Source organism: Gracilibacillus massiliensis (assembly GCF_001458115.1).
In the GTDB taxonomy this organism is placed as follows: domain Bacteria; phylum Bacillota; class Bacilli; order Bacillales; family Amphibacillaceae; genus Gracilibacillus; species Gracilibacillus massiliensis.
Genome location: NZ_CZRP01000009.1, coordinates 15,165 through 38,468, shown reverse-complemented (window position 1 = coordinate 38,468; position 23,304 = coordinate 15,165). Strand labels below are relative to the sequence as shown.

General features: G+C 35.6%; 23 protein-coding genes. 18 read left to right on the top strand and 5 right to left on the bottom strand.

Going from position 1 to position 23,304, the window contains the following annotated elements:
• Positions 1 to 325 precede the first annotated feature (325 nt).
• The 4 genes from BN3107_RS01120 (at position 326) to BN3107_RS01105 (ending at position 4,886) form a co-directional block, all read left to right on the top strand.
• Entirely contained in the window at positions 326 to 1,018 is a 693-nt protein-coding gene (locus BN3107_RS01120) for a response regulator transcription factor (RefSeq protein WP_058305802.1), read from the top strand.
• The gene (locus BN3107_RS01115) at positions 1,015 to 2,370 is read left to right on the top strand and encodes a sensor histidine kinase (RefSeq protein WP_058305801.1); all 1,356 of its coding nucleotides are present in this window, start codon (positions 1,015 to 1,017) and stop codon (positions 2,368 to 2,370) included. The genes BN3107_RS01120 and BN3107_RS01115 overlap by 4 nt, the downstream gene beginning before the upstream one ends.
• Before the next feature lie 77 nt (positions 2,371 to 2,447).
• The gene (gene typA / locus BN3107_RS01110; protein ID WP_058305800.1) at positions 2,448 to 4,277 is read left to right on the top strand and encodes a translational GTPase TypA; all 1,830 of its coding nucleotides are present in this window, start codon (positions 2,448 to 2,450) and stop codon (positions 4,275 to 4,277) included.
• A gap of 333 nt (positions 4,278 to 4,610) precedes the next feature.
• Positions 4,611 to 4,886 carry a YkvA family protein gene (locus tag BN3107_RS01105; RefSeq protein ID WP_058305799.1) on the top strand — a complete coding sequence of 92 codons (276 nt, stop codon included), beginning with the start codon at positions 4,611 to 4,613 and terminating at the stop codon, positions 4,884 to 4,886.
• 13 nt (positions 4,887 to 4,899) lie between these two features.
• Here BN3107_RS01105 and BN3107_RS01100 read toward each other — a convergent pair whose 3' ends face one another.
• Together BN3107_RS01100 and BN3107_RS01095 are read right to left on the bottom strand one after the other, a co-directional pair.
• The gene (locus BN3107_RS01100) at positions 4,900 to 6,237 is read right to left on the bottom strand and encodes an ABC transporter permease (protein WP_058305798.1); all 1,338 of its coding nucleotides are present in this window, start codon (positions 6,235 to 6,237) and stop codon (positions 4,900 to 4,902) included.
• The gene (locus BN3107_RS01095) at positions 6,234 to 6,926 is read right to left on the bottom strand and encodes an ABC transporter ATP-binding protein (protein WP_058305797.1); all 693 of its coding nucleotides are present in this window, start codon (positions 6,924 to 6,926) and stop codon (positions 6,234 to 6,236) included. The genes BN3107_RS01100 and BN3107_RS01095 overlap by 4 nt, the downstream gene beginning before the upstream one ends.
• Positions 6,927 to 7,055: 129 nt before the next feature.
• Here BN3107_RS01095 and BN3107_RS01090 point away from each other — a divergent pair, with 129 nt between their 5' ends.
• The 10 genes from BN3107_RS01090 (at position 7,056) to BN3107_RS01045 (ending at position 15,109) form a co-directional block, all read left to right on the top strand.
• The gene (locus BN3107_RS01090; protein WP_058305796.1) at positions 7,056 to 8,219 is read left to right on the top strand and encodes a CapA family protein; all 1,164 of its coding nucleotides are present in this window, start codon (positions 7,056 to 7,058) and stop codon (positions 8,217 to 8,219) included.
• A gap of 12 nt (positions 8,220 to 8,231) precedes the next feature.
• The gene (locus BN3107_RS01085) at positions 8,232 to 9,071 is read left to right on the top strand and encodes a DUF368 domain-containing protein (protein ID WP_058305795.1); all 840 of its coding nucleotides are present in this window, start codon (positions 8,232 to 8,234) and stop codon (positions 9,069 to 9,071) included.
• Between the two features lie 77 nt (positions 9,072 to 9,148).
• Complete coding sequence (locus BN3107_RS01080; protein WP_058305794.1) at positions 9,149 to 9,469, top strand: thioredoxin family protein; 321 nt, start codon at positions 9,149 to 9,151, stop codon at positions 9,467 to 9,469.
• 166 nt (positions 9,470 to 9,635) lie between these two features.
• A complete protein-coding gene (locus tag BN3107_RS01075; RefSeq protein ID WP_058305793.1) occupies positions 9,636 to 10,850 on the top strand; it encodes an MFS transporter in 1,215 nt (404 codons plus the stop codon).
• Positions 10,851 to 10,928: 78 nt separating this feature from the next.
• Positions 10,929 to 11,615 (top strand): ABC transporter ATP-binding protein, encoded by a 687-nt coding sequence (locus tag BN3107_RS01070; RefSeq protein WP_058305792.1) that lies wholly within the window; start codon positions 10,929 to 10,931, stop codon positions 11,613 to 11,615.
• Positions 11,612 to 13,030 carry an ABC transporter permease gene (locus BN3107_RS01065; RefSeq protein WP_058305791.1) on the top strand — a complete coding sequence of 473 codons (1,419 nt, stop codon included), beginning with the start codon at positions 11,612 to 11,614 and terminating at the stop codon, positions 13,028 to 13,030. Before BN3107_RS01070 ends, BN3107_RS01065 begins: the two co-directional genes overlap by 4 nt.
• A gap of 60 nt (positions 13,031 to 13,090) precedes the next feature.
• Positions 13,091 to 13,561, top strand: a complete 471-nt coding sequence (locus BN3107_RS01060; protein ID WP_058305790.1) for a MarR family winged helix-turn-helix transcriptional regulator — start codon at positions 13,091 to 13,093, stop codon at positions 13,559 to 13,561.
• Positions 13,562 to 13,631: 70 nt separating this feature from the next.
• Positions 13,632 to 13,868, top strand: coding sequence for a thioredoxin domain-containing protein (locus BN3107_RS01055; RefSeq protein ID WP_058305789.1), 237 nt, complete (start codon positions 13,632 to 13,634; stop codon positions 13,866 to 13,868).
• Between the two features lie 65 nt (positions 13,869 to 13,933).
• Positions 13,934 to 14,272: a YppG family protein gene (locus tag BN3107_RS01050; RefSeq protein WP_058305788.1), complete on the top strand. Its 339-nt coding sequence runs from the start codon at positions 13,934 to 13,936 to the stop codon at positions 14,270 to 14,272.
• Positions 14,273 to 14,389: 117 nt separating this feature from the next.
• Positions 14,390 to 15,109, top strand: a complete 720-nt coding sequence (locus BN3107_RS01045) for an alpha/beta hydrolase (protein WP_058305787.1) — start codon at positions 14,390 to 14,392, stop codon at positions 15,107 to 15,109.
• Between the two features lie 187 nt (positions 15,110 to 15,296).
• On the opposite strand, the gene BN3107_RS01040 is transcribed toward BN3107_RS01045, so the two are convergent.
• On the bottom strand, positions 15,297 to 16,202 hold the full coding sequence (locus tag BN3107_RS01040) for a DMT family transporter (RefSeq protein WP_058305786.1): 906 nt from the start codon (positions 16,200 to 16,202) through the stop codon (positions 15,297 to 15,299).
• A 403-nt stretch (positions 16,203 to 16,605) separates the two neighbouring features.
• Here BN3107_RS01040 and BN3107_RS01035 point away from each other — a divergent pair, with 403 nt between their 5' ends.
• Entirely contained in the window at positions 16,606 to 18,072 is a 1,467-nt protein-coding gene (locus tag BN3107_RS01035) for a DEAD/DEAH box helicase (RefSeq protein WP_058305785.1), read from the top strand.
• 847 nt (positions 18,073 to 18,919) lie between these two features.
• On the opposite strand, the gene BN3107_RS01030 is transcribed toward BN3107_RS01035, so the two are convergent.
• A complete protein-coding gene (locus BN3107_RS01030) occupies positions 18,920 to 19,363 on the bottom strand; it encodes a hypothetical protein (protein ID WP_058305784.1) in 444 nt (147 codons plus the stop codon).
• An 18-nt stretch (positions 19,364 to 19,381) separates the two neighbouring features.
• Positions 19,382 to 20,143, bottom strand: a complete 762-nt coding sequence (locus BN3107_RS01025) for a rhomboid family intramembrane serine protease (RefSeq protein WP_058305783.1) — start codon at positions 20,141 to 20,143, stop codon at positions 19,382 to 19,384.
• A gap of 127 nt (positions 20,144 to 20,270) precedes the next feature.
• Here BN3107_RS01025 and acpS point away from each other — a divergent pair, with 127 nt between their 5' ends.
• The 3 genes from acpS to BN3107_RS01010 are packed head-to-tail and all read left to right on the top strand — an operon-like array spanning position 20,271 to position 23,273.
• Complete coding sequence (gene acpS, locus BN3107_RS01020; RefSeq protein WP_058305782.1) at positions 20,271 to 20,639, top strand: holo-ACP synthase; 369 nt, start codon at positions 20,271 to 20,273, stop codon at positions 20,637 to 20,639.
• A 45-nt stretch (positions 20,640 to 20,684) separates the two neighbouring features.
• Entirely contained in the window at positions 20,685 to 22,199 is a 1,515-nt protein-coding gene (locus BN3107_RS01015; protein WP_058305781.1) for a bifunctional ADP-dependent NAD(P)H-hydrate dehydratase/NAD(P)H-hydrate epimerase, read from the top strand.
• 54 nt (positions 22,200 to 22,253) lie between these two features.
• Positions 22,254 to 23,273, top strand: a complete 1,020-nt coding sequence (locus tag BN3107_RS01010) for a LolA family protein (protein WP_058305780.1) — start codon at positions 22,254 to 22,256, stop codon at positions 23,271 to 23,273.
• Positions 23,274 to 23,304: the final 31 nt, after the last annotated feature.

Sequence of the window (23,304 nt, the reverse complement as noted above, 5' to 3'; positions counted from 1 at the left end):
TATTCACACCTTTTTAGAAAATTTGTTATTAATAACTTCACTTACTATATTACCCACCATTTACGGCATATTAACGGGATAAGTGTATAAAAAATGTGTAAAATGAGCTAATTATATAGCATTACTTAATTTTTTTAGATAAATGTGCGAAAATATGATAAAGCGAGACTTCAATCAGCGGAAGTTTTAAACTTTAGCTGATTGATAGCGAAACTTATCAGGAAGTTAGCGTCCGTTCACCTTTTTGTTTAATAAGAAATCTTTCAAGGGTATTACGGACGTTTACACTGTGATAAAAGAAAGATGCGGAGAGGTGGAAGGTAACATGAACCAACAAATATATATGGTAGAAGATGATCCAAATATTCGAGATATTGTGAATGCTTATTTAAAAAAAGAAGGTTATCATGTGACACTATTGGAAACAGCTGAGGACGCATGGGACTTAGCAACTAAAGGCCAGCCAGATATGTGGATATTGGATATTATGCTGCCAGGGATGGACGGGTATGAATTATGTAAAAAAATCAGGCAAATAAGTGAGGTTCCGATTATTATCATCTCTGCAAAAGATGAGGAAGTCGATAAAATACTTGGTTTAGAGTTGGGTAGTGATGACTATCTAACAAAGCCATTCAGTCCAAGAGAATTAGTGGCAAGAATAAAACGTCTCTTTAAACGAGCGGAATCACAGCCAGTACAAAAGAGCGATCAATCCAGTGTGATAGAACTTGGTGGACTTGAAGTTGATAAAGCGGCACGTATTGTTAAATGGCAACAGCAAGAAATTGATGTCACTTCAAAAGAATTTGAGATGCTAGAAATTTTTGCCAAACAACCAAATCGTGCTTTTTCAAGAGAAGAATTATTGACATTAGTGTGGGGCAACGATTATTTCGGAAGTGATCGAGCAGTAGATGATCTTGTGAAACGATTAAGAAAAAAAATGGAGAGTTTACCGATTGAAACCGTTTGGGGACACGGTTATCGCTTAGAATATGACGGAGACCAAACATGAAATTACAATACCAATTAACGATCGCTTTTACGACTTTATTAGTTATTATTATGACGGTGGCAGGTATTACGATCTATTCACAAATGTTGCAGATGTTAATTAAAGATGAACAACGTCAGTTAGAAGATAAAGGGGAATTGATCGTTAACTTTATTTTGTCACAAGACTTAAATAGCACGACAAATGTTCAAAGGTTGCTGCAAATGTTAGAACAATATAATTTACAGGTCTTTGCTTATGATGAAGGGAATGAACGTGTGATCTTTTCATCAATTCCAGATATGGACAAATTAGATGAGTGGATCGCACAGCATGATCTGACAAATGAAGAACAACCATTATGGCAAGGGGAAGATGATCGTTATGTAGTCTCTATTATCCCTTTTTATTCACCTGTTGTTACCCAACAATTAGTGTTGTTAACACCATTGGATGATTTGCAAGAAGTTCAAAGAAGTTTGGTGAATCGTCTATTTATCATCTTTTTAATCGGAATAGCAGTAGCCGTCTTATTAAGTCATTACTTAACGACCAAATTAGTGACACCTTTAACGAAATTGCGCCATCAATTAAAGAAAATTGAGAAACGCCAATTTGATGAAATGGAAGAAATACAGGCAACTGGCGAGATCAAAGAAGTAGAACAAAGTGTTGTCGAAATGGCTAATGAATTGAATAATTTTATTCAATCCCAGCATCACTTTTTCCAAAATGCAAGTCATGAATTAAAAACGCCTTTAATGACCATACAAGGTTATGCGGAAGGTATTAAAGACGGAATTTTTGAAGGTAAAGAAGCAGACCGTGGTTTAGATGTGATGGTTGCTGAGATAAATCGTCTTAAGAAAATCATTAATGAAATTATTCTTTTAGCTAAACTGGACAGTGAGGCAGATATTTATAAAGCAGATGCCATTCGTATCAAGCCATTTATAGAGAAAGTGATGGAACGCGCCATACCAATTGCAAATGATAAAAATATTACAGTGACCTTAACAAAAGTAGAGGATAGGACGATCACTTTTGACGAAGAAAAAATGTTACAAGCAGTCATGAATATTGTGACAAATGCGATCCGGCATGCAAGCAGTCAGGTAGAAATAGCTGTTATTACCGAGAATAACGAGCTTCGGTTAGAAGTTTTAGATGATGGAAAAGGAATTGATGAAGACGTCATTAAAAAATTATTCCATCGTTTTGTAAAAGGAAAAAGTGGTGAAACAGGCCTTGGTCTAGCAATTGCCAGAGCGATTGTGGAGAGATCTGGTGGTACGATAAAAGCAGAAAATGGAATACATGGTGGTGCGAAATTTAGCATATTATTTCCCGATCATGAAAAAAATAACGATTAATGATAACATTTAATGACTATTATGGTATACTAGATAAGTTGTAAAAATTGAACGTATCATTAAGAGGAGAGAATGAAATGACGCAATTAAGAGAAGACCTTCGCAATATTGCGATAATTGCCCATGTTGACCATGGTAAAACAACGTTAGTTGACCAATTACTCCATTACTCAGGAACATTTCGGGAAAATGAACAAGTAGCAGAACGTGCAATGGATTCCAATGATATCGAAAAAGAGCGTGGAATCACGATTTTAGCGAAAAACACAGCCATTGATTATAAGGATAAACATATAAATATATTAGATACACCTGGCCACGCCGATTTTGGTGGTGAAGTAGAACGTATTATGAAAATGGTAGACGGTGTACTACTTGTTGTGGATGCTTATGAAGGATGTATGCCACAAACACGATTTGTATTGAAAAAAGCTTTGGAACAAAAATTACAACCTGTTGTCGTGTTGAACAAAATTGACCGTCCTAATGCACGACCTGATGAAGTTGTGGATGAAGTATTAGATTTATTTATCGAATTAGGTGCAGATGATGAGCAATTAGAATTTCCAGTTGTTTATGCTTCTGCATTAAATGGAACGTCAAGCTTTCCAGATGAAGAGCAACAGGACACAATGGAGCCGATTTTCGAAACAATCATCGAAAAAATTCCAGCTCCTGTAGACAATGCGGAAGAACCACTACAATTCCAGGTAACGATGCTAGATTATAACGATTATTTAGGACGTATCGGAGTTGGTCGTGTATTCCGTGGATCGATTAAAGTTGGACAGCAAGTATCCTTAATGAAAACGGATGGTACGGTTAAAAACTTCCGTGTTAGTAAATTATTCGGTTTTATTGGTCTTAAGCGAATTGAGATCCAAGAAGCAAAAGCAGGTGATATTATTGCGGTTGCTGGTATGGAAGATATCAACGTTGGCGAGACCGTTTGTCCAACCGAACATCAAGAAGCTTTACCAATCTTACGAATTGACGAGCCAACTTTACAGATGACTTTTGTCGTCAATAATAGTCCATTTGCAGGTAGAGAAGGTAAATATATCACTTCTCGTCAAATCGATGAACGACTATTATCACAGCTGGAAACAGATGTGAGTCTTCGTGTAGATCCAACCGATTCACCTGATGCATGGACTGTCTCTGGTCGTGGTGAATTACACTTATCGATCTTGGTAGAGAATATGCGTCGAGAAGGATTTGAATTGCAGCTTTCGAAACCACAAGTAATCATTAAAGAGATTGATGGTGTAAAATGTGAGCCTGTAGAAAGAGTACAAATTGATGTACCTGAAGACTATACAGGTCCTGTTATGGAATCCCTTGGAGCGCGTAAAGGGGAAATGATGGACATGGTCAATCATGGAACAGGTCAAGTTCGTATGGAATTCAAAGTCCCTTCTCGTGGGTTGATTGGTTATGCAACAGAATTCATGACCCAAACGCGTGGATACGGAATTATCAATCATACATTTGAAGAGTATGCACCATTTGTCAAAGGTCAAGTAGGTGGACGTCGTGAAGGTGTACTTGTTTCCTTAGAAAATGGAAAAGCATCTACTTACGGTATCATGAACTTGGAAGACCGCGGGATCATTTTTGTCGATCCTGGTACAGAAGTATACGCAGGTATGATTGTTGGTCAACATAATCGAGAAAATGATTTAACTGTAAATATTACAAAAGAGAAACATCTAACTAACGTACGTTCAGCTAATAAGGATCAAACATCTACCATTCGTAAGACGCGTAGAATGTCGTTAGAAGAAGCGATCCAATATTTAGATGATGATGAATACTGTGAAGTAACACCAGAATCGATCCGTCTTCGCAAAAAAATCTTAAATAAAAATGAACGTGAAAAAGCATCTAAAAAGAAAAATGCTTAAAAGCGTGATTAAGCCCTGTGAGTTTCACCTCACAGGGCTTTTATCTTGCAAATTTGATCTTTTTCTTGCAGATTGAGCGTCTTATCTTGCAGAATTAGTCTTCTTCTTGCAAATCGAGCATCTTATCTTGCAGAATTAGTCTTCTTCTTGCAGATCGAGCATTTTATCTTGCAGAATTGATCTTCTTCTTGCAGATCAAACAGTCTATCTTGCATATTTAAAATATTCCTTGTTTAGGAGGTTACATTCCAATATGTAAATATAGATATGGTTTCTTTTTGTAGGCTAAGGGTATTATAATACTAGAAGTTGTAAAGAGAAGAGGTTTTCATTATGCGTTTCTTTAGCAGATTAAAATTTTTATTTCGATTTCGTAAATCGCTGCCATTTTTCAAAGAATTCTTCCTCTCGAAACAAGTGAGGATCACAGCAAAAATGGCATCATTGTTATTAATATTTGGCTATATCATTTTTCCATTTGATTTAATCCCTGATTATTTACTCCTTTTCGGTATATTGGATGATGTTATGATTGCAAGTTTAATATTACAGCAAATGGTCAAAATGGCGCCACACTCATTACGAGAGAAATATGATATAGAGAGCTAAAATTTCTAGCTCTCTATATCTCTCTTCTCATTGCCTTTAATACATCAATTTGAGTTGCCCGTTTAGCTGGTTTTAAACCAGATACGATTGTGACAAGTAAACAAATAGTAATTGAAATTAGAATTAGTGACAATGGTATGCTTGAGAATTGAAACCCTTCAGGTAACTGTTCCTCAAATGCGGACTCAATAATGATAGGTAGCGTTATATTGAGTAGGATACTAATGATAAATGCAACAACTGTACCTATTACTGCACCAATCAAACCAATATAGCTACTTTCTAATAAAAAGATTTGCTTTATCTTTTTGGGATGTGCTCCAATTGCTTTCATGATACCGATATCTGGTGTTCTTTCGGTTACCGCCATTGTCATCGTATTGTAAATGCCAATCGAGGCAATGATAATCGCAATAGTTCCAATGAAAATCAATCCGATCTTTGCTATCGTAAAGACAAGGTTGATATTCTTAATTTCATCTGCAACAGAATATACTAAATAGTTTTGTTCTTTTAATATCTCTGATATATTATTTATTTCATCCATACTATCTGCAAAACCATATACCCTATCATAACCTTTTGGATTCGATGTAGGTTGTGACTGGTCAGGCATGACAACTTCCCCACGAGGGGTATTTGTAAAGGATTCAATTTCTTTTAAAACTTCTTCTGAAATATATACTTGTTGATCTTGCATCCATCCTTTGGCAGGAGGTTCTACAATTCCAGTGATGGTTAGTGTGATCGACTCTTTTTGCTCTTTATCCTCAATATATTGGGAAACTTCCATTTCAATTTGCTTTCCTATTAAATTGTCTTCATATTGATATTCTTCTTTGATAACATTATTTTCATTATATACATCTTCTTCTTCCACATCGTTGGGAGCGAGATGATCCAGAAAATGTTGACCGACTACAATTTCGTGTGATTCTTCTGGAAGTCTACCTTCTGTTAACTCCAACCCCGCTTCAATTTCAGATGGAAAATGAGCAACGACGGTCTGATTTTGAGAAGAGTAGTTAGCTAAAGTATAACTGGGTGTTTGATAAAGGTTTTGCTGCCTTGTTACAGCTTTCACTTCGTCTAGTGCTTCTAATTCCTTAATTTCCTCGTCTGTTATAGGTTGGAAATTACCATCCTTCTCAATACCGGCAACTTCTATTTGCGTGACAGTTCGGTCTTCTAGCAAATCTTGAATAAAGGTGCTATGGAGACCAAATCCAACGGAAGCTAAGACAATAAGGAAAGCAACACTCATTGCAGTTGCCAGTACTGTCATAAAAACACGCGACTTACTTCGTTTCATATTACTTCTGACGAATCTCCATTGATCTTTAAGGTTCATAGATTCACTTCCTCCTTTACGATACGGCCATCATGGATGTGTATTTGCTTCGTTGCAACACGAGCGACTTCTTCATCGTGGGTGATAATTAAAAAAGTAATGCCCATCTCTTGATTTAAATCTTTAATTAACTTTAATATGTCCGCCTCTGTTTCACTATCTAAGCTCCCGGTAGGCTCATCTGCCAAGATAATAGGAGGTTCCATCACTAATGTTCTAGCAATACTAACTCGTTGTTGTTGACCACCAGACAATTCACTCGGATAATGATTTTTATAATCCAATAACCCCACCTTTTGTAATGTTTGTTCCGTGATATTTCTTCTTTCCTTTTCATCTAGTCCTTTCAAGACTAATGGCAGCTCGATATTTTCAAAAGCTGTCATACTAGGGATTAGTTGAAAGTTTTGAAAGATAAAGCCGATGTTTTGTAATCGGAAATCGGCAAATTCACCTTCATTAAACGTTGTAACATCGGTATTTCCGATATTAATCGAGCCGCTTGTAGGTTTCATAAACCCGCCAATAATATTTAATAATGTAGATTTACCTGATCCACTTTTTCCAGTTATAGCAACTATTTCTCCTTCTTCTATAGATAACGAAACATTATTTAGAACATGTAGATGTGTTTCGTTTTGCTTTTTTCCTAAAGTAAATGTTTGGTGTATGTTTTTAATTTCAATCATTTCAATCTCCTCCTTTTCTCTTCCATTATTAATGACGATTAAAAATAAGAAATCATTTCATTTTTTTGACAATAAGTATAAAAAGTTATGATAGAATAGAGGAAGCTTTTTAAGAGGAGTCGCATAACAATGAAGTATCGCATCTTGTGGTTCATAATAGTTATTCCAATGTTGACAGGGTGTTGGATGTCGAATCAATTGGATAGTCAAAACCATCACAACAGTGGAAAAGATCTTTCACCGAAAGAGGTAGAAGGTCCGTATCTAAGCTCTTTAAATAAAGAGATCACGGTCGCTGCGATTGGAGATCTTTTAATTCATTCGAGGGTATATGATGATGCTTGGAATGGTGAAAATTATGATTTTACATCTATGCTTGAACCGGTAGCAGAATATTTAGAACAACCAACAATAACCATGGCAAACCAGGAATCAATAATGGGTGGGGAAGAGATCGGTTTATCGAACTATCCTCAATTTAATAGTCCATTTGAATTGGCTGATAACATTAAAAAAATGGGAATTGACATTGTCACCATGGCCAACAACCATACATTAGATCGAGGCGAACAAGCGATTGATAATGCCATTGAACATTACGAGAAAATAGATATGATGTATACGGGAAGTTTTAAAAGTGAAGCTGATAAAGAAGAGATACGAGTGATCGAGACAACAGAAGGTATCTCCGTTGCCTTTCTAAGTTATACATATGGGACAAATGGGATTCCAGTACCGAATGGTAAGGATTATCTGGTAAATATGATTGATCGTAAAATAATAGAAAAGGAAGTAAATAAAGCGCAAAATTCAGCAGATGTTACCATCGTCAGTTATCATTTCGGACAAGAGTATCAACGAACACCTAATCAAGAGCAGAAGGATTTGGCGCAATTTACGGCAGATCTTGGTGTAGATGTTATTGTTGGTCATCATCCCCATGTGTTACAACCAATTGAGTGGTTGGAAGGTAAGGATGGTAATCAAACATTAGTGGCTTATTCATTAGGGAATTTCCTGTCTGGACAATATGAATTATATAGAAGAATTGGTGGTATTCTTGAATTCAAGGTCTCAAAAGAAACAAAAGGTGAATCTAATATAAAGATTCATTCACCTTCCTTTTTGCCGACGTTTGTTTCATTTGAGAGATCAGGAGAAATGTTAAGCAACATTGAAGTGTTACCTTTAAAAGATGTGGATGATAATCAACTCTCAAACGCATCAGGGTATTTTGAAGAAATGAAGAAACACCTTTCACAGAATGTAGATCATTTAAAGTTTATTGAATAAGGAGAATGAGAGATGGAATGGCGCAATATTTACCGTGGTATGTTAATGGGAGCAAGTGATGTGGTTCCAGGTGTAAGTGGTGGGACTATTGCAGTAGTTTTAGGGATATATGATCGCTTAATTGAAGCGATTAATGGTTTCTTTAGTAAAGATTATAAAAAGCATTTAATGTTTTTGGTGCCACTAGGCATAGGAGTTTTGACTGCTATTTTTTTGTTAGCAGGTCTGATTGAATGGTTATTTGAACACTATCCTAAGCAAACTCAATTAGTCTTTTTAGGTTTAATTATAGGTGTGCTACCTTTTCTTTTTAAAAAATCAGAAGCGAAAAGGACGTTTAAAACAAATCATTTCTTATTAGTCGTGATTGGCATGGTTGTTGTCGGGTCGATGGCTTTTTTTCAAACGGGTGAGCCTGCACCAGTAACAGCCTTTTCACCAACCACCTATCTTTGGTTATTTGGTTCTGGTTTTATCGCAAGTTCAGCCATGATTTTGCCTGGGATTAGCGGATCTTTTCTTTTATATGTAATCGGCTCATACACAACCATTATTAGTGCTATCAAAAATCTTGATATCATTGTTATTGCAACGGTTGGTGCAGGTATCTTATTAGGTATTCTATTAATGAGTAAAATAATTCATTATTTTCTTGAAGCATTTCCGATCGCAACTTATGCAGTAGTAATTGGAATGGTGATCGGTTCTGTTTTTGTTATATTTCCAGGTTTGATTACTATTGAAAGTGGTAGCACAATGATTAGTATGATCATGACGTTAGCAGTAAATATTATTCCTTTTATTGCTGGCTTACTTTTTGCTTATTTATTAGGTAAAATAGAGTATCGTTAAACAGAATAGTTGCGCATGCAAACAGTTCATGCTAATTTTAATGCGAAGAACAAATAGACATAAAGGAGTTATCTCAGATGAAAGCAATTAAAACAGTAGATCAATTTAATGACATTATCGCTTCTGAAGAACCGGTTATTATTAAGTTTTATGCTGATTGGTGTCCGGATTGCAAGCGAATGGATATGTTTATTGGTGATATATTAGAAAAATATAATAAATATGATTGGTATCAGGTGAATAGTGATGAAGTGGAAGGGTTGGCGGAAAAATATGAAGTAATGGGGATACCTAGCTTACTCATATTCCAAAATGGTGAAAAACAAGCACACCGTCATAGTGCTTATACGAAAACACCTGATGACGTAGAAGAATTCTTACAACAAGAGCTAGGGTAAGGGACAGTATAACAGCTGTCTCTTTTTTATGTCATTTTAGAAATTCAATCAAATGTGAAAAAATGGTTTTCTTTAATGAAGTAAGGGAATAAATCTATAGTTATCAATACATTAGGAAATCTTATCTATAAATTAATCAATATATAGAAAGGAGAGACTAAAACGAATGGAAGAAACCATACACACTTTAGGCATCGTTACACCACCGTGGTATACAGAGGCGATTGGGCAAAAATTAAAAAGGACACTGCCTAAGTTATTGAGTGCAAAAATAAATGATACCCCAAAATGGGAGATCGAATATTTGGCAGATCCCTTAACAGGTTTAACGGAAGAGTCCAATGATGTAATTGACTCTTTGAACGAGAAAAAAGAAGAAAAAGGATGGGATTTCGCTGTTTGTTTAACAGATTTACCACTTTTCAAAAATAATGATTTAGTTGTTGCATCAGCGAATAGAGAAAAAAAGGTATCACTAATTAGTATTCCCGGACTAGGGGCTTTCCCGCTAAAAAAACGAATAAGAGAATCCATTTTACAATTAGTATTAGAAATGTATGGTGAAAACCAGCAAGAATTTGAAGGTTCTGCTTCTGAAAAATGGAAAAGAAAATTACGCGTGGATCGCTTATCCCCTATATTAAAAGAAATTACAGAAAAAAATGAATCGAATATCGGGGTGCGGTTTACTGTACAGTCAAGAATAAGAGGTAGTATTAGAATGATAACCGGAATGGTGAGAGCAAATCGACCATGGCTTTTGTTTCCATCTTTTCTAAAAATCCTAATTATTGCGTTTACCACTGGGGTCTATGCCTTAATATTTCCAACACTTTGGATGTTAAGTCATAGTTATGACATTAGTCGAATGGTGATTGTATCATTCGGAGCCATTACCTCATTAGTAATGTGGATTATTGTTGCACATAAGCTGTGGGAAACTCCAAATGATGTATTCAGTGATTATTCACGTAAATTATATAATACAACTACGATTTTAACCGTTCTAACAGCTGTTATCTTATATTATACGTTTTTATTTTTCTGTTTTTTGGCAGCAGTTACCTTATTAATTCCAATCGGGATGTTAGAATCGCAAATAAATAAGCCTGTAGGTATTAGTAGTTATTTTATTATTGCTTGGATGGCAACTAGTTTCTCCACTATTATTGGTGCTGTTGGATCAAGTTTAGAAAAAGAAGAAGTTGTCTTATCAGGTACGTATGGTTATCGACAACGAGAACGATATGAGTTGATGAAGAAAGCTTCACAAGAAAAGAAAGAAGCAGCGGAAGAGAAAAAAGAAGCTGCAGAAGAGAAAGAAAAAGCAGCAGATAAAAAGGAAGAGGCTGCTGAACAGAAAGAGCAGGAAGAATCATAATGATGATCTAATATGTCGCTACTTGTGAAACCTAATCATTACTTCTTACGTATATGATAGAGAGAGGTGAGCTATGTCATGTTAGAGTTAAAACAAGTAACTGTTGAAATCGGTAAAGAACAGATCCTAGATAATATAAATATAAAGGTCCCTCAAGGCAGTATAGTAGGGCTTATCGGTCACAATGGTGCAGGTAAATCGACCGTTATGAAAACGATTATGGGATGGCAACAGAAAAAAGAAGGTTCGATTATACTAAATCAGGTAAATCAAGACCAGTCTTTTATAAAGTTTAAGAAGCAATTGTCCTATATACCTGAGGAACCTTTTTTATTACCAGAATTAACCACGATGCAACATTTTCAATTATATGGTCAAAGCTATCAGTTGGCAGAAGATACGTTCACAGACCGGGCTATACGGTTGGCAGAGCAATTTGAAATTGCAGATAAAATGGATGAATATCCTGAGTCGTTATCGAAAGGAATGAGGCAAAAGGTTCAAACTATTTGTGCCTTGCTGCCAGACGTGCCCCTTTTGCTAATTGATGAACCATTTATGGGTTTAGATATTCATGCGTCACAAGATTTACAAGAAATTTTAATAGAAAAGTCTCGAAATGGCACAAGTATCTTATTAACATCACATCAACTTGATAAAATGGAAGAAATGGCAGATTCCTATATTATGCTTCATAAAGGGAAGGTGGAAGAAGAAGGTTCCATAAAGGAGTTCCGATCTTTATCAAGGAGAAACGTCACATGAAAGATACGATTAAAATGATGAAGTTTATTCGTCAAGGGCGATCACGTAAGAAACAAAAATTATATAAACTAGCATTTGGTGTTGCTTTTGATTGGACAATAGCGATCTACACAGGATTCTTTCTTTTTATGGTATTGTTTATTTTCTATGATGTGATGAAGCAGATGGAAGCTTTATTTTTGGAATATCAAGATATTGTTGATCCATTTCTACCATTAATGATCTTTGGTCTAGTGATTGGAATGCTCATACAATCTTTTCATTTTCCAGGGGTCAAGGTTACAAGTGCAGAGTGGAAATTAACTTCATTGCCTTTTCAAATAGATAGAATCTGGCGGTATCAGTTTTTTAGAGAATTATGCAAACGGTTTGTGATCATTTCTATTATATTTAGTTTCATCTTTCTTATTACGCCGTTAAGTAATTTATTTATATTAAAGTGGTATCTTCTAATTACGGTAGTTTCTTTATTAACCATATTGCCTCAATGGTTTTTTTACCAGATTGATGGTTTCCGAAAATTGTTTATCTATCTTACAGGTATTTTTAGTTTAGCACTGATTCGAATTTTATTTTTATTTGTCGAGGAACCTACTATTTTTCTCTATGTTTTTATACTCTTATTAGTCCTTGTTAATAGCTGGATGTGGAAAAGAAAGTTAATAGATGTGAATTGGGGAAAGGTTATTGAAAAAAGCGATGAAAAAGAATGGAATATGTTCTTTATTAATCGGATGAGCAGAATGGATCAAGTAAAAAAACCACGAAAGCATTATTTTGTACAATCGCTTTTTAAATCAAAAAAAGCAAGGTTACCTTTTCCATATCAAGAACCAAGCATTCTCATGCGGAAATTATGGTTGCGCAGCATCAGACAAGAGATGGAGGGGCTAAGAACAACTATTTTCTCTATCATTGCTTGTGTGATCATATTGAGCTTGCGTGGTCCTTTACTTCAAGGGATCGGTATCATGTTATCGGTATTTATGTTTGTTCAAATGATGGTAAGTTATTTTGGTGAGATATTTAAGGATAAAATGATCCATAGTCTTCCGTGGAATATGGCTACGATGACAAAATCGTTCTGGCTTATATTGAAATGGCTCAGTATTGCGGTGCTAACCGTTATAACAAGTGTGATGATAATTGTGCAAGGGTTGAGCCTGTTATTAGTAGTTCAATTAGTATTCGTATATGTTTCTCTATTCTTTTTACTTGATAGAAAATTAGAAGAACGGGTGAAGCATCTAAACGAAAAGTGGTATGTACCTAATCCTATAGAACAAATTATGAGTATTTTAACCTACGTGACTTTAACTGCATGTATATATTATCCTATTGTAATGGTATTTTTAGTTGTAATTATCATGTATTGGATTATAAAAAAACATTATTTTCCATTATTGATTGACTAGTACTTATTGTTTGCCTATAATACGTTTCATACAAAGAATATTGGAGAAGAGGGTGAAGAAATGGATCAGGAAAGAGATCATTATTTAAATAAAAAGCAAGATCCTTCCTTAAAGTTATTCGTCGTGCTATCAAAAGCATATCGTTCTGTAGCAGATCAGGTGGCTAAAGATATAAGAAACCATGGTTTAAATACAACTGATTTTGGTGTAATGGAATTACTATATCATCAAGGGGAACAGCCATTACAAAAAATTGGCGATAAAATTTTATTAGCAAGCGGAAGTATTACATACGTTGTTGATAAATTAGAGAAAAAAGGACTAGTCAAAAGGACACCATGTCCGAACGACCGGAGAATTACATATGCATCAATTACAGAAAGTGGTCAGGAATTACTGAATGATATTTTCCCGGAGCATTGGAAGCAAATTGAGGCTATAACGGCAGGATTAAATGATGCTGAGAAAAGAGAAGCGATACAGTTATTAAAAAAAATGGGAATGTATGCAGATGATTTAGTAACGAAATAATAGAAAATGTTTGTAAGTTAGTTGGAATGGGTATAAAATACTACATAGATTAATTTGTAGGAGGATACCCATGAAACAACAAATAGAAATTTTCATTAGTGACAACTGCGCAGAATCTACGCAATTAATCGACTTTCTAAATAAAAAGAGCATTGATTTTTTTATCAAAAATACGACAGATAATAAAGATTATTTATATGAATTACACAATCAGAATATATATATAACACCAGCACTCATTATAGATAAATATTATCAAGTAATTGGCTTTCAACAGAATAAAATCGAAAAATTATTAAGAATTTGAGTTACAAAATCTTCCTTCTTGCATAGGCTGTTAGTAGATAAATTCATCCATGGAGGAGGAAGGAAATGGATTACAGATATAATGGTTATCAATACAATCCCTATCAGTATCAGCAAGAAATGTTTCCATATCAACCACCAACTTATACATCACCATTGCCGATGACGCCATTCCAGTATTACCAAAAGCCGATTGTGCCAAATCCTTATGAAGGTTTTCAAAACACTACTCCCTCCAATTTTGGTAAACAGAATAATCCGATGTTACATTATTTTCAAAATAAAAATGGTGAAATGGATTTCGATAAAGTCTTTCAGACAGTAAACCAATTAGCGAATACGTATCAACAAGTGTCTCCACTGGTGAAAAATGTAGGTAATTTTCTAAAAGTATTTCAAAAATAATAACTTGTTCTCCTTGTCGAATTAGGCAAGGATTTCTGTTTGTAAATAGGTGTAGTTTATCAAAAAAAAGGTAATATAAGAAGAGAGAAATGATTAAAACAGGGGGGTCAAACATCAATGACTGCATGTCTGATTATTCATGGTTTTACAGGAGGACCATATGAAGTAGAGCCTCTTGCATTACATTTAAAGGAAATGACCGATTGGCATGTGGTAACACCAAGCTTACCGGGACATGGACTAGGTGATGATGGAAGAGACTTGGACTTATTAGAAGTCACCTATAAAGATTGGATCGATGAAGCCGAACAAGCCTACTTGAAATTAAAGAAGCAACATCAAGATGAAACCATTTATTTGATCGGTTTTTCCATGGGTGGAATGATCGCAGCTTATTTAGCGGCAAAGTATACATGTGCAAAATTGGTATTATTGTCTACTTCACGAAAATACATAAGTATTCCAAGGATTACGATGCATTTATTCAATTTTGCTCAAAAAGCGGTACGTAAAAAATTGAAAGACGATGCTTTATATAATCATTATATGAGCAAATATGGTGCGGTGCCAATCAAGGCAACAAGAGAATTCTTAAAATGTATGAAATTCACAAAACCCTATTTAAAAGATATTTATTGTCCTGTATTTATTGCACAAGGAATCCAGGATGGGATGGTACCTTATAAGTCTGCCCATTACCTTGATAAAGAAATACCGGTTGAAGCGGAAATCATTTATTACCATGATTCCAAACATTTAATCTGTCTTGGGGAAGATAAAGATGTCGTAATCGAAGCTGTATATAAGTTTTTAACAAAAGCAAAAAATATATCATAAAACGAAGCAACGAGGCTGATTACAAATAGCTTCACGGGAATATAATTGCTGTTTACGGGAATTATTCTTCGCTAGACGGGAATTAATATTTTTTCCCGTCAAGAAGAACACAATTCCCGTCTAGCGCGTGTAGATTCCCGTGAAGAACAAAGAATGTTACTTTTCACTGATTGAAGTCTCATTTTGATTAGCTGTGGTCAATTGTTATTTTCATTTTTCTAGTTCTTCTGGTGCTAGCGATGAATAGTAATAGTCCGAATATGACAATCATGCCACCAAGCCATTGTGACCATGTAATAAATTCACCTAGAATAAAAAAGGCTAGTATAGAAGCACCTACCGGCTCAAACAGGATACCCATGGAAATGACCGATGTACTTACCCATTTTAATGCCCAATTTAACAGGTTGAGCCCCAAAATAGTAGGTACGATAGCTAGAGCTATAAAAAGTATCCACTGATTTGGTTGGTAGCCCACTAGTGGATTTGCCATTAGCAGATTATAAAAGATGATCACGATAGCCCCGATACCATAAGCAATGAATGTATAGCACATCACAGAAACCTTTGTCCGTACACCTTGACCAAGTAAAAAATAAATCGTTATGAAAATCGCACCTAAAAATGCAAGAAAATCTCCATAAAGAGCCTCGTTTGCAATTTGGAAATCTCCCCATGCGATAATGATACTACCGAATATAGCAATCAACATACTGATTATGGTTCCAGCTGAAAACTTTTCATGAAAGAAAAAGTATGTTCCAAGAAAAGCAAATATAGGCTGCAATGTTACGATCACAACGGAACTTGCAACAGAAGTATACTGAAAGGATTCAAACCAAACAATAAAATGTATGGCTAAACTAATCCCGGCTAAGATCGTAAATACCCATTCTCTACCTCCAAGTTTTTTTAATTCATCTCTTTTTTTAAACCATACATACGGAAGTAATAGGAGGCTTGCAAAAAGCAAACGGTAATTTGCCGTTACAGCCGACGGTACGTCTCCAGCTAGTTTAACTAAAACGGCTGCTGTAGAAACTGATATTACTCCGATGATGATGGCTATATATGGAATATATTGTTTGTTCACGTCATTATCACCTACATCATGATTTTGCTTCAATCGTTTTCTTTAGTATAACAATTATTTAGTTAATTCATAATAATAACTATAGAATCAAAATAAATTGTTTGAAACGATCTGAAATATTATATAGAATAATGTGGAAGAGTGTGTTATGATGTAGTAATCCATTGAGTGGTCATTTACAAGCCTCTTCCGACTTTGGAGGAAGGCTTTTTTCATTGTTATTCGTATGTATCTTAGTTTACAGAGCAAGATCTCTACGATGACGCCATAATTAATAGATAGCTTATCCTATCTTTGTGCATATTTTCTTTATGTAAATAATGAAACTTGGATACACTGATAATAACGACGAAAAAATGATAATAGATGAGATTTATATAGCAAAAAGGAGTAGAAGTTAATAGTGACAAATTTTAATGAGTTAGGTATTTCAGCGACAATTATGAAGGCATTAGAAAAAATGGGCTTTGAAGAGGCTACGCCGATTCAAGCACAAACCATTCCATTAGGTATGGAAGGAAAAGACGTTATTGGTCAAGCCCAAACAGGTACAGGTAAAACTGCAGCATTTGGAATTCCAATGATCGAAAAGATTAATCCAAAAGAGCGTAAGATACAAGGATTAATTGTAGCACCAACGAGAGAATTAGCGATTCAAGTATCTGAAGAGATGCATAAATTAGCTAAATTCAAAGGGTTACGTACACTTCCGGTGTATGGTGGACAACATATGGAGCGTCAAATTAGAGCTTTAAAGGATGGTCCACATATTGTAGTGGCTACACCTGGTCGTCTTTTAGATCACTTGCGCCGTCGCACGATTCGTGTCGATAATGTACACACAGCGGTATTAGATGAAGCGGATGAAATGTTAAATATGGGCTTTATTGATGATATCCGTGATATCTTAAAAGCTATTCCAGAGGATCGCCAAACATTACTTTTCTCTGCAACAATGCCGAAAGAAATTCGTGATATTGCATCAACACTTATGAAAAATCCGGAAGAAGTAAAAGTGAAATCAAAAGAAATGACGGTATCCAATATCGATCAATTCTTTGTAGAAGTACATGAAAAACAAAAATTCGATACATTAACGAATTTAATGGATATTCATGTACCTGAATTGGCTATTATCTTTGGTCGAACGAAAAAACGAGTAGACGAATTGACTGATGGATTACAAGCACGTGGTTTTCGTGCAGAAGGTATTCATGGGGATTTAACACAAGGAAAACGTAGTTCAGTTTTGAAGCAATTCAAAAATGGACGTATTGAAATCCTAGTTGCGACAGATGTTGCTGCACGTGGATTAGATATTTCGGGTGTGACCCATGTATATAACTTTGATATTCCACAAGATCCAGAAAGCTATGTCCACCGTATTGGTCGTACTGGTCGTGCTGGTAAGATGGGTGAGGCAATTTCTTTCATTACACCAAGAGAAGTACCACATTTACATTTAATTGAAAAAGTGACAAAAAGTAAGATGAAACGAATGACTGCGCCAAGTTACGATGAAGCTAAGCGCGGCCAACAACAACTGACTGTACAAAAACTAATCAAAACCATTGAGAAAAAGGAATTACAGGATTATCGTGAAACAGCTAGCGAAATCTTAGATGAATATGATTCCGCAACGGTTGTCGCAGCAGCATTAAAGATGTTGACGAAAGAAAGAAGATTAACACCTGTAACACTTTCTTCTGTTCAACCGGTTAGTGTGAAAAAAGGCGGAAAAGGCAAAGGAAATAGTAATAAATTCCGAAATGATAAACGTGGTGGTGGTGGATATGGCCGCAAAGGAAAACCACAAGGTGGCAGAAACCGCAAATTCCAAAACAAACGTAACAACAAAGGTAACAGATAAAAAATAAAACGTCTGTGCTAAAATATACTGTAATTAAAAAATCCAAACGATTTCGATCGTTTGGATTTTTCTGCTAGTAGGAAGATACTACGCAATAAACTGTGTGGTAATTTTGAAATAGTTTAAACTGGTTAACATCCGCTCCGGCTGTCCACTTCCCTTTTACCACGGGCACAAGTGCAACATCTACTCAAGCAAGCTTTCGTAGTGTTTTCTATGCAGTGGTTTTTTACCTTCAGCTAACTTTTTCAAGCAAAGGTCGCTCGAAAAAGTGGATCTTCAGGTAAAAAGTTACCACAGGAGTGAAAGTGGACGGCCTGCGCTATAAAAATATTCTACAATTTTTGCAACAGCTAGCATTTTGAGCTGTTACTCCAATCAACGAATTTTTTACATGAGAGGAATAGCATAATCTACCTCATACTAGCGTTGTAAAATATCAAATTAGCGTAGGCGTCCGCTTCTACTCCTACGGGATGTTTTTTCCACGTTGCCAACTGACCGTAATCCCATTCTTGAAATTTTCGTAAAGCCAAGAAATTAATCGATGGGATACGGTCAGTAACAACCTGATAAGTTTCGCTAACAATCAGTGAAAAAACCCCACTGATTGAAGTCTCACTTTATCCGAAGATCCACTTTGGTAAGCGATCTTAGCTTACCAAAGTTAGCTGAGGAGAAAAACCCGTGGAAAGGGAAGCGGACAAGCTGTAGCGGTTTCTAAGCACACACATCATGTCAAAATTACTACATCATTTGTTGCGCAGTATCCTGTTATTGCGCTACACACAACACAGCATATTTTATCGCTTGTGATTTATGTCTGAGCCCCTTATGTGAAATATCACTACATTAAAAATATCGCGACGATTGCTAAGATTGGGATGCCTAGGATGGTCATATATCCAATCAAAGATAGTGACCTTACGTAACTTTGCTCCTGAGGATTTAGTTTCTCTGCTTCTGCTACTACTTCACCTTTAGCCTTTTTGATCTCGATAAGACTGTAGATAATTACAGCCAATATAATGAGTAATGGAAATACTAGAGAAATAATTGAAGTATCCGCCTCTTCCATAAACGTAAATCCTAGGATAATTAAAAAAATTGGGATAGCTTCAATTAATGCAATTTGAATAAAAAAGCGAATTTGATCTTTTTGTAAACCTTTGTAATGAAATTCATTACGTTTAATTCGATAGGTTAATCCTTTCATCAATCGTTTAAATGCAAATAAAATTCCTAAGCCAGCAACCAATGCTGAGATCGTAAACAACCATACTGCTATCATTACCTCTCCTCCATTTCCCTAAAAAAAGTTCGATAGTAAGCCAAGTAACACCAGGATAATAAATGCCCCCAATATAATAGGTCTTAGATATGGCTTATAACGATACCTTTTTTTATTCCAACGATTGGGGTCAAATCCGATGTCGTCATCATATGTTTTTCTTCTTCGTTTATTTTTCCAAGGTGAAAAAGGTTCGACATTTTTTAACAATAGCGGTCCAAGTGCAAAACCAGCAATGAAGCCAAATAAATGTCCTGCGATATTAATGTTGCCGCGAAAAAACGTCATTACCAAACTAATCACAGAAATAATAAGGATTAATTTAGCGTTTTGCGGATCAATTAGTCGTTTTTCGAAAAATACCATAAACAAATATAAACCAAATAAGCCAAATATAGCACCAGATGCACCGACATGGGTGTACGTAATAGGTTCAACGATATAGGTTAAAATATTTGCTGCAATTCCTGCGAAAAAATAGACAACTATAAATCTTATTTTGCCTAGCATTTGTTCCAATGCGGGGGCAAATAATACTAAGGCAAAGGAATTAAATACGATATGTCCAATCCCTGCATGAAGGAAAATAGGTGTAACCAGTCGCCAGTATTCTCCTTGGCTAATTCCATAATTAAATCCAATTCCTAGCGAATAAATTACTTCGCGTAAATCAGGTATTAAACTAGTTAGTAACCAAAGACCAATTTGTATCGCAACTATAATGGATACGAGTGGGTAAAATTGCAGGAAATCTTTAAAGCTTTCAGTTCGTATAAACATAAGATTCTCCCTTTAAATGTTAATTGATTATATTTTAGCATAAGACAAATCTAGAAGGATAGTAAAAGTATCCGTTTCAATTATCATGAAAGTTAAGATATACTTGCAATTAATGGGAGTTGATTAGATGATAAAGGGAATAGGTATTGATATAGTGGAATTAGATAGAATAAAAGAAATACTAGAACGACATCCGAAAATGTTGGATCGTTTATTGACGGAAGCAGAAAAAGATAATGTAGATAAATTAACCGCACCTCAAAGAAAAATAGAGTATGTAGCAGGAAGATTTGCAGCAAAAGAAGCTTTTTCCAAAGCATGGGGTACCGGAATTGGGAAATTGCGTTTTGTCGATATAGAAATTACTAACAATCATGCAGGTGCACCTGTTTTGAAAACCAATGTGTTAAAAAATGAAAAATGTTTTATTTCGATCTCTCATAGTCAGCAGTATGCAGTTGCTCAAGTAATAATTGAAAGCGAATCTGCATATTAAGAGAGGTTGTCTCATACTATTTTAGTGCGGGTAGGAGGGAACAAGATGTACATCGTAACCGCGGAAGAAATGTACGAAATAGATCGTTATGCGATAGAAAAAGGGGGTATTGCAGGGAAGTTATTAATGGAAAATGCCGGATCACAAGTAGCGCATCAAATAAAAAAAGCTTATGACATAAACCAAAGGATAGCGATCGTTGTTGGTAGTGGTAATAATGGTGGAGATGGCTTTGTTATCGGCAGATATTTAGCAGAGTATGGTTTTGATGTAACTCTTTTTCAATTGGTGGCCGATCAGAAAATTAAAGGTGATGCAGCTTATCACAAACAGTTGTTTCTGAATCATTCAGACAAGCTTGAGCATGTGACAGAGTCAAATCAATTAAAGGATAGATTAATAGCCTACCGACTCGTGGTAGATGCTATTCTGGGAATTGGTGTCTCAGGTGAAGTTCGTGAACCAATCCGGAGTATGATCGAAGTGATTAATCAATCTGATTTGACAAGAATTTCAGTAGATATTCCAAGCGGTTTACCTGCAAATGATGGAGAAGATGTGGATATTGCAGTTAAGGCTGATCAAACGTATATTATTGAGGCGCCAAAAGTATCTACTTTTTGTGAACCTACAAGTAACTATTACGGAAACTGGGATATAGTGAAAATCGGGATACCCACTTCAGCCTATTTGGAAGTTGCCTCGAAAAGATGGAGGACGACATCAGAAGTGCAAGCCTCTTTTCCGAACAAAGGAATTTATGCTCATAAAGGTTCTAATGGAAGAGGTGTGATCATTGGTGCCCAACCAACTATGCCTGGATCGGTATTGTTATCTGCTAGAGCTGCACTTCGTTCCGGAGCGGGTCTAATCACAGTTGCGACATTAAAAGAAAATATACCAATTATCGCTAATGGCTGTGTCGAAGCCACTTATCATGTATTACCGAATTTAATGGATCGGCTATCTGAGAAGGATTTAAAAGCTTTTGAACAATTTGATGCCATCGCGGTAGGAATGGGGATGGGAAGAGCTAGATCTGAGCTGCTTTCATCGATTATCGAGAACTTAGACAAGCCGGTCTTAATTGATGCAGATGGCTTGTATCATTTGAAAACCTTTTTAGATAAAAAAGCAGAAAAGCGAGCAACCATCATCATTACACCACATTATGGTGAAATGGCAATGTTGTCGAATTTGTCTGTTTCTGATATCAAAAAAGCACCCTTTGAGGTTTCCAAACAATTTGCGATCAAACATAAACTATATATTGTCTTAAAAGGTAAAAATACCATTATCACAACACCAAATGGTACGCAAATAGTAAGTAATCAAGGTAATCCAGGGCTTGCGAAAGGTGGAACAGGTGATGTGCTGTCTGGCATTTTGCTAACGATGATCATGCAACATCCAACTATCCTGGATGGATTAGCGAATGGGGCTTATGTTCATGGCATGGCGGCTGATTTATTAATCGATCAAAAGCAGCATACCGAAATAGATTTATTAGCTACCGATGTGATTGAAGGGCTATCGCAAGTATTTCGTACATTTTCTTAACGTGTGATCGTGTTCCCTTTGTCCAGTCAGATGAGACAAAGGAGAGATGTCGCGATGAAAAAATATACAGTTATTTTACTAAGTGTTTTTTTGCTTTTTGTTTTATCAGCATGTGGTGAAAAGTCGAAAGAAGATGTGGTTGAAAAATTAGAAAATAATGCCGAAAATATGAGTGCCTATCAATCTCAAGCAATGATGACATTGAAGACCGGAAATGAAGACCAAATCTATCGTATCGAAGTTGCTCATAAGAAAAAAAATTATTACCGAGTATTGTTAAAAAATGATCAGGATGAAGAAAGTAGTCAAATCATTTTGCGAAATGATGAAGGTGTATTCGTGTTAACACCAGCACTAAACAAAAGTTTTAAATTCCAAAGTGAATGGCCAGACAATAATAGTCAGCCTTATTTATATCAATCTTTGATACAGGATCTTGTGGATGACAGTGATGCAACTTTCACCACTACTGAAAGTTATTTCGTGTTTGAAACAAAGACAAGTTATGAAAGTAACAGTAATTTGCCATATCAAACGATTTATTTTGATAAGAAAACCTATGCTCCTGCATTAGTACAAGTGATGGATCATGATAAGAATGTTTTGGTAGAGGTAGAATATACAGAATTTGAAATTGATCCAGAGCTTCCTGAAAATACATTTGATATGGAAACCAATATGACAAGTAGTATTTTTGGTGTACCGGTAATGGCACAAGAAGATTTGCCAAAACAGTTAACGGTTTTGTATCCATCGGAATTGTTTGGTGCTCAATTAGTGGAAGAGGACCAAATGGAGACGGACAATGGAAAACGAGTGATGTTGTCATATGAGGGAAATAAGAATTTTACGATTGTTCAAGAGACAATGGATGTACACCCGACAAGTACAGCGTCCCCTGAAATGGTCAACGGCGAACCGGTTGATTTAGGATTTACGATGGCTGCCCAAACGAATACGTCATTAGAGTGGCATTATCAAGGTGTCGATTACTATTTAGCTAGTGAGCAATTAACGAAAGAAGAAATGAAAGAAGTAGCACAATCTTTATCCACAGAAGAAGCAATGAAATAACAGAAAAAGCAGACTTGATCCAGAAGTCTGC

What these genes read in the sequence shown, in the direction of transcription:
- BN3107_RS01120 (WP_058305802.1), top strand. Translation starts at nt 326, where the DNA reads ATGAACCAACAAATATATATGGTAGAAGATGATCCAAATATTCGAGAT.
- BN3107_RS01115 (WP_058305801.1), top strand. Translation starts at nt 1,015, where the DNA reads ATGAAATTACAATACCAATTAACGATCGCTTTTACGACTTTATTAGTT.
- typA (WP_058305800.1), top strand. Translation starts at nt 2,448, where the DNA reads ATGACGCAATTAAGAGAAGACCTTCGCAATATTGCGATAATTGCCCAT.
- BN3107_RS01105 (WP_058305799.1), top strand. Translation starts at nt 4,611, where the DNA reads ATGCGTTTCTTTAGCAGATTAAAATTTTTATTTCGATTTCGTAAATCG.
- BN3107_RS01100 (WP_058305798.1), bottom strand. Translation starts at nt 6,237, where the DNA reads ATGAACCTTAAAGATCAATGGAGATTCGTCAGAAGTAATATGAAACGA.
- BN3107_RS01095 (WP_058305797.1), bottom strand. Translation starts at nt 6,926, where the DNA reads ATGATTGAAATTAAAAACATACACCAAACATTTACTTTAGGAAAAAAG.
- BN3107_RS01090 (WP_058305796.1), top strand. Translation starts at nt 7,056, where the DNA reads ATGAAGTATCGCATCTTGTGGTTCATAATAGTTATTCCAATGTTGACA.
- BN3107_RS01085 (WP_058305795.1), top strand. Translation starts at nt 8,232, where the DNA reads ATGGAATGGCGCAATATTTACCGTGGTATGTTAATGGGAGCAAGTGAT.
- BN3107_RS01080 (WP_058305794.1), top strand. Translation starts at nt 9,149, where the DNA reads ATGAAAGCAATTAAAACAGTAGATCAATTTAATGACATTATCGCTTCT.
- BN3107_RS01075 (WP_058305793.1), top strand. Translation starts at nt 9,636, where the DNA reads ATGGAAGAAACCATACACACTTTAGGCATCGTTACACCACCGTGGTAT.
- BN3107_RS01070 (WP_058305792.1), top strand. Translation starts at nt 10,929, where the DNA reads ATGTTAGAGTTAAAACAAGTAACTGTTGAAATCGGTAAAGAACAGATC.
- BN3107_RS01065 (WP_058305791.1), top strand. Translation starts at nt 11,612, where the DNA reads ATGAAAGATACGATTAAAATGATGAAGTTTATTCGTCAAGGGCGATCA.
- BN3107_RS01060 (WP_058305790.1), top strand. Translation starts at nt 13,091, where the DNA reads ATGGATCAGGAAAGAGATCATTATTTAAATAAAAAGCAAGATCCTTCC.
- BN3107_RS01055 (WP_058305789.1), top strand. Translation starts at nt 13,632, where the DNA reads ATGAAACAACAAATAGAAATTTTCATTAGTGACAACTGCGCAGAATCT.
- BN3107_RS01050 (WP_058305788.1), top strand. Translation starts at nt 13,934, where the DNA reads ATGGATTACAGATATAATGGTTATCAATACAATCCCTATCAGTATCAG.
- BN3107_RS01045 (WP_058305787.1), top strand. Translation starts at nt 14,390, where the DNA reads ATGACTGCATGTCTGATTATTCATGGTTTTACAGGAGGACCATATGAA.
- BN3107_RS01030 (WP_058305784.1), bottom strand. Translation starts at nt 19,363, where the DNA reads ATGATAGCAGTATGGTTGTTTACGATCTCAGCATTGGTTGCTGGCTTA.
- BN3107_RS01025 (WP_058305783.1), bottom strand. Translation starts at nt 20,143, where the DNA reads ATGTTTATACGAACTGAAAGCTTTAAAGATTTCCTGCAATTTTACCCA.
- acpS (WP_058305782.1), top strand. Translation starts at nt 20,271, where the DNA reads ATGATAAAGGGAATAGGTATTGATATAGTGGAATTAGATAGAATAAAA.
- BN3107_RS01015 (WP_058305781.1), top strand. Translation starts at nt 20,685, where the DNA reads ATGTACATCGTAACCGCGGAAGAAATGTACGAAATAGATCGTTATGCG.
- BN3107_RS01010 (WP_058305780.1), top strand. Translation starts at nt 22,254, where the DNA reads ATGAAAAAATATACAGTTATTTTACTAAGTGTTTTTTTGCTTTTTGTT.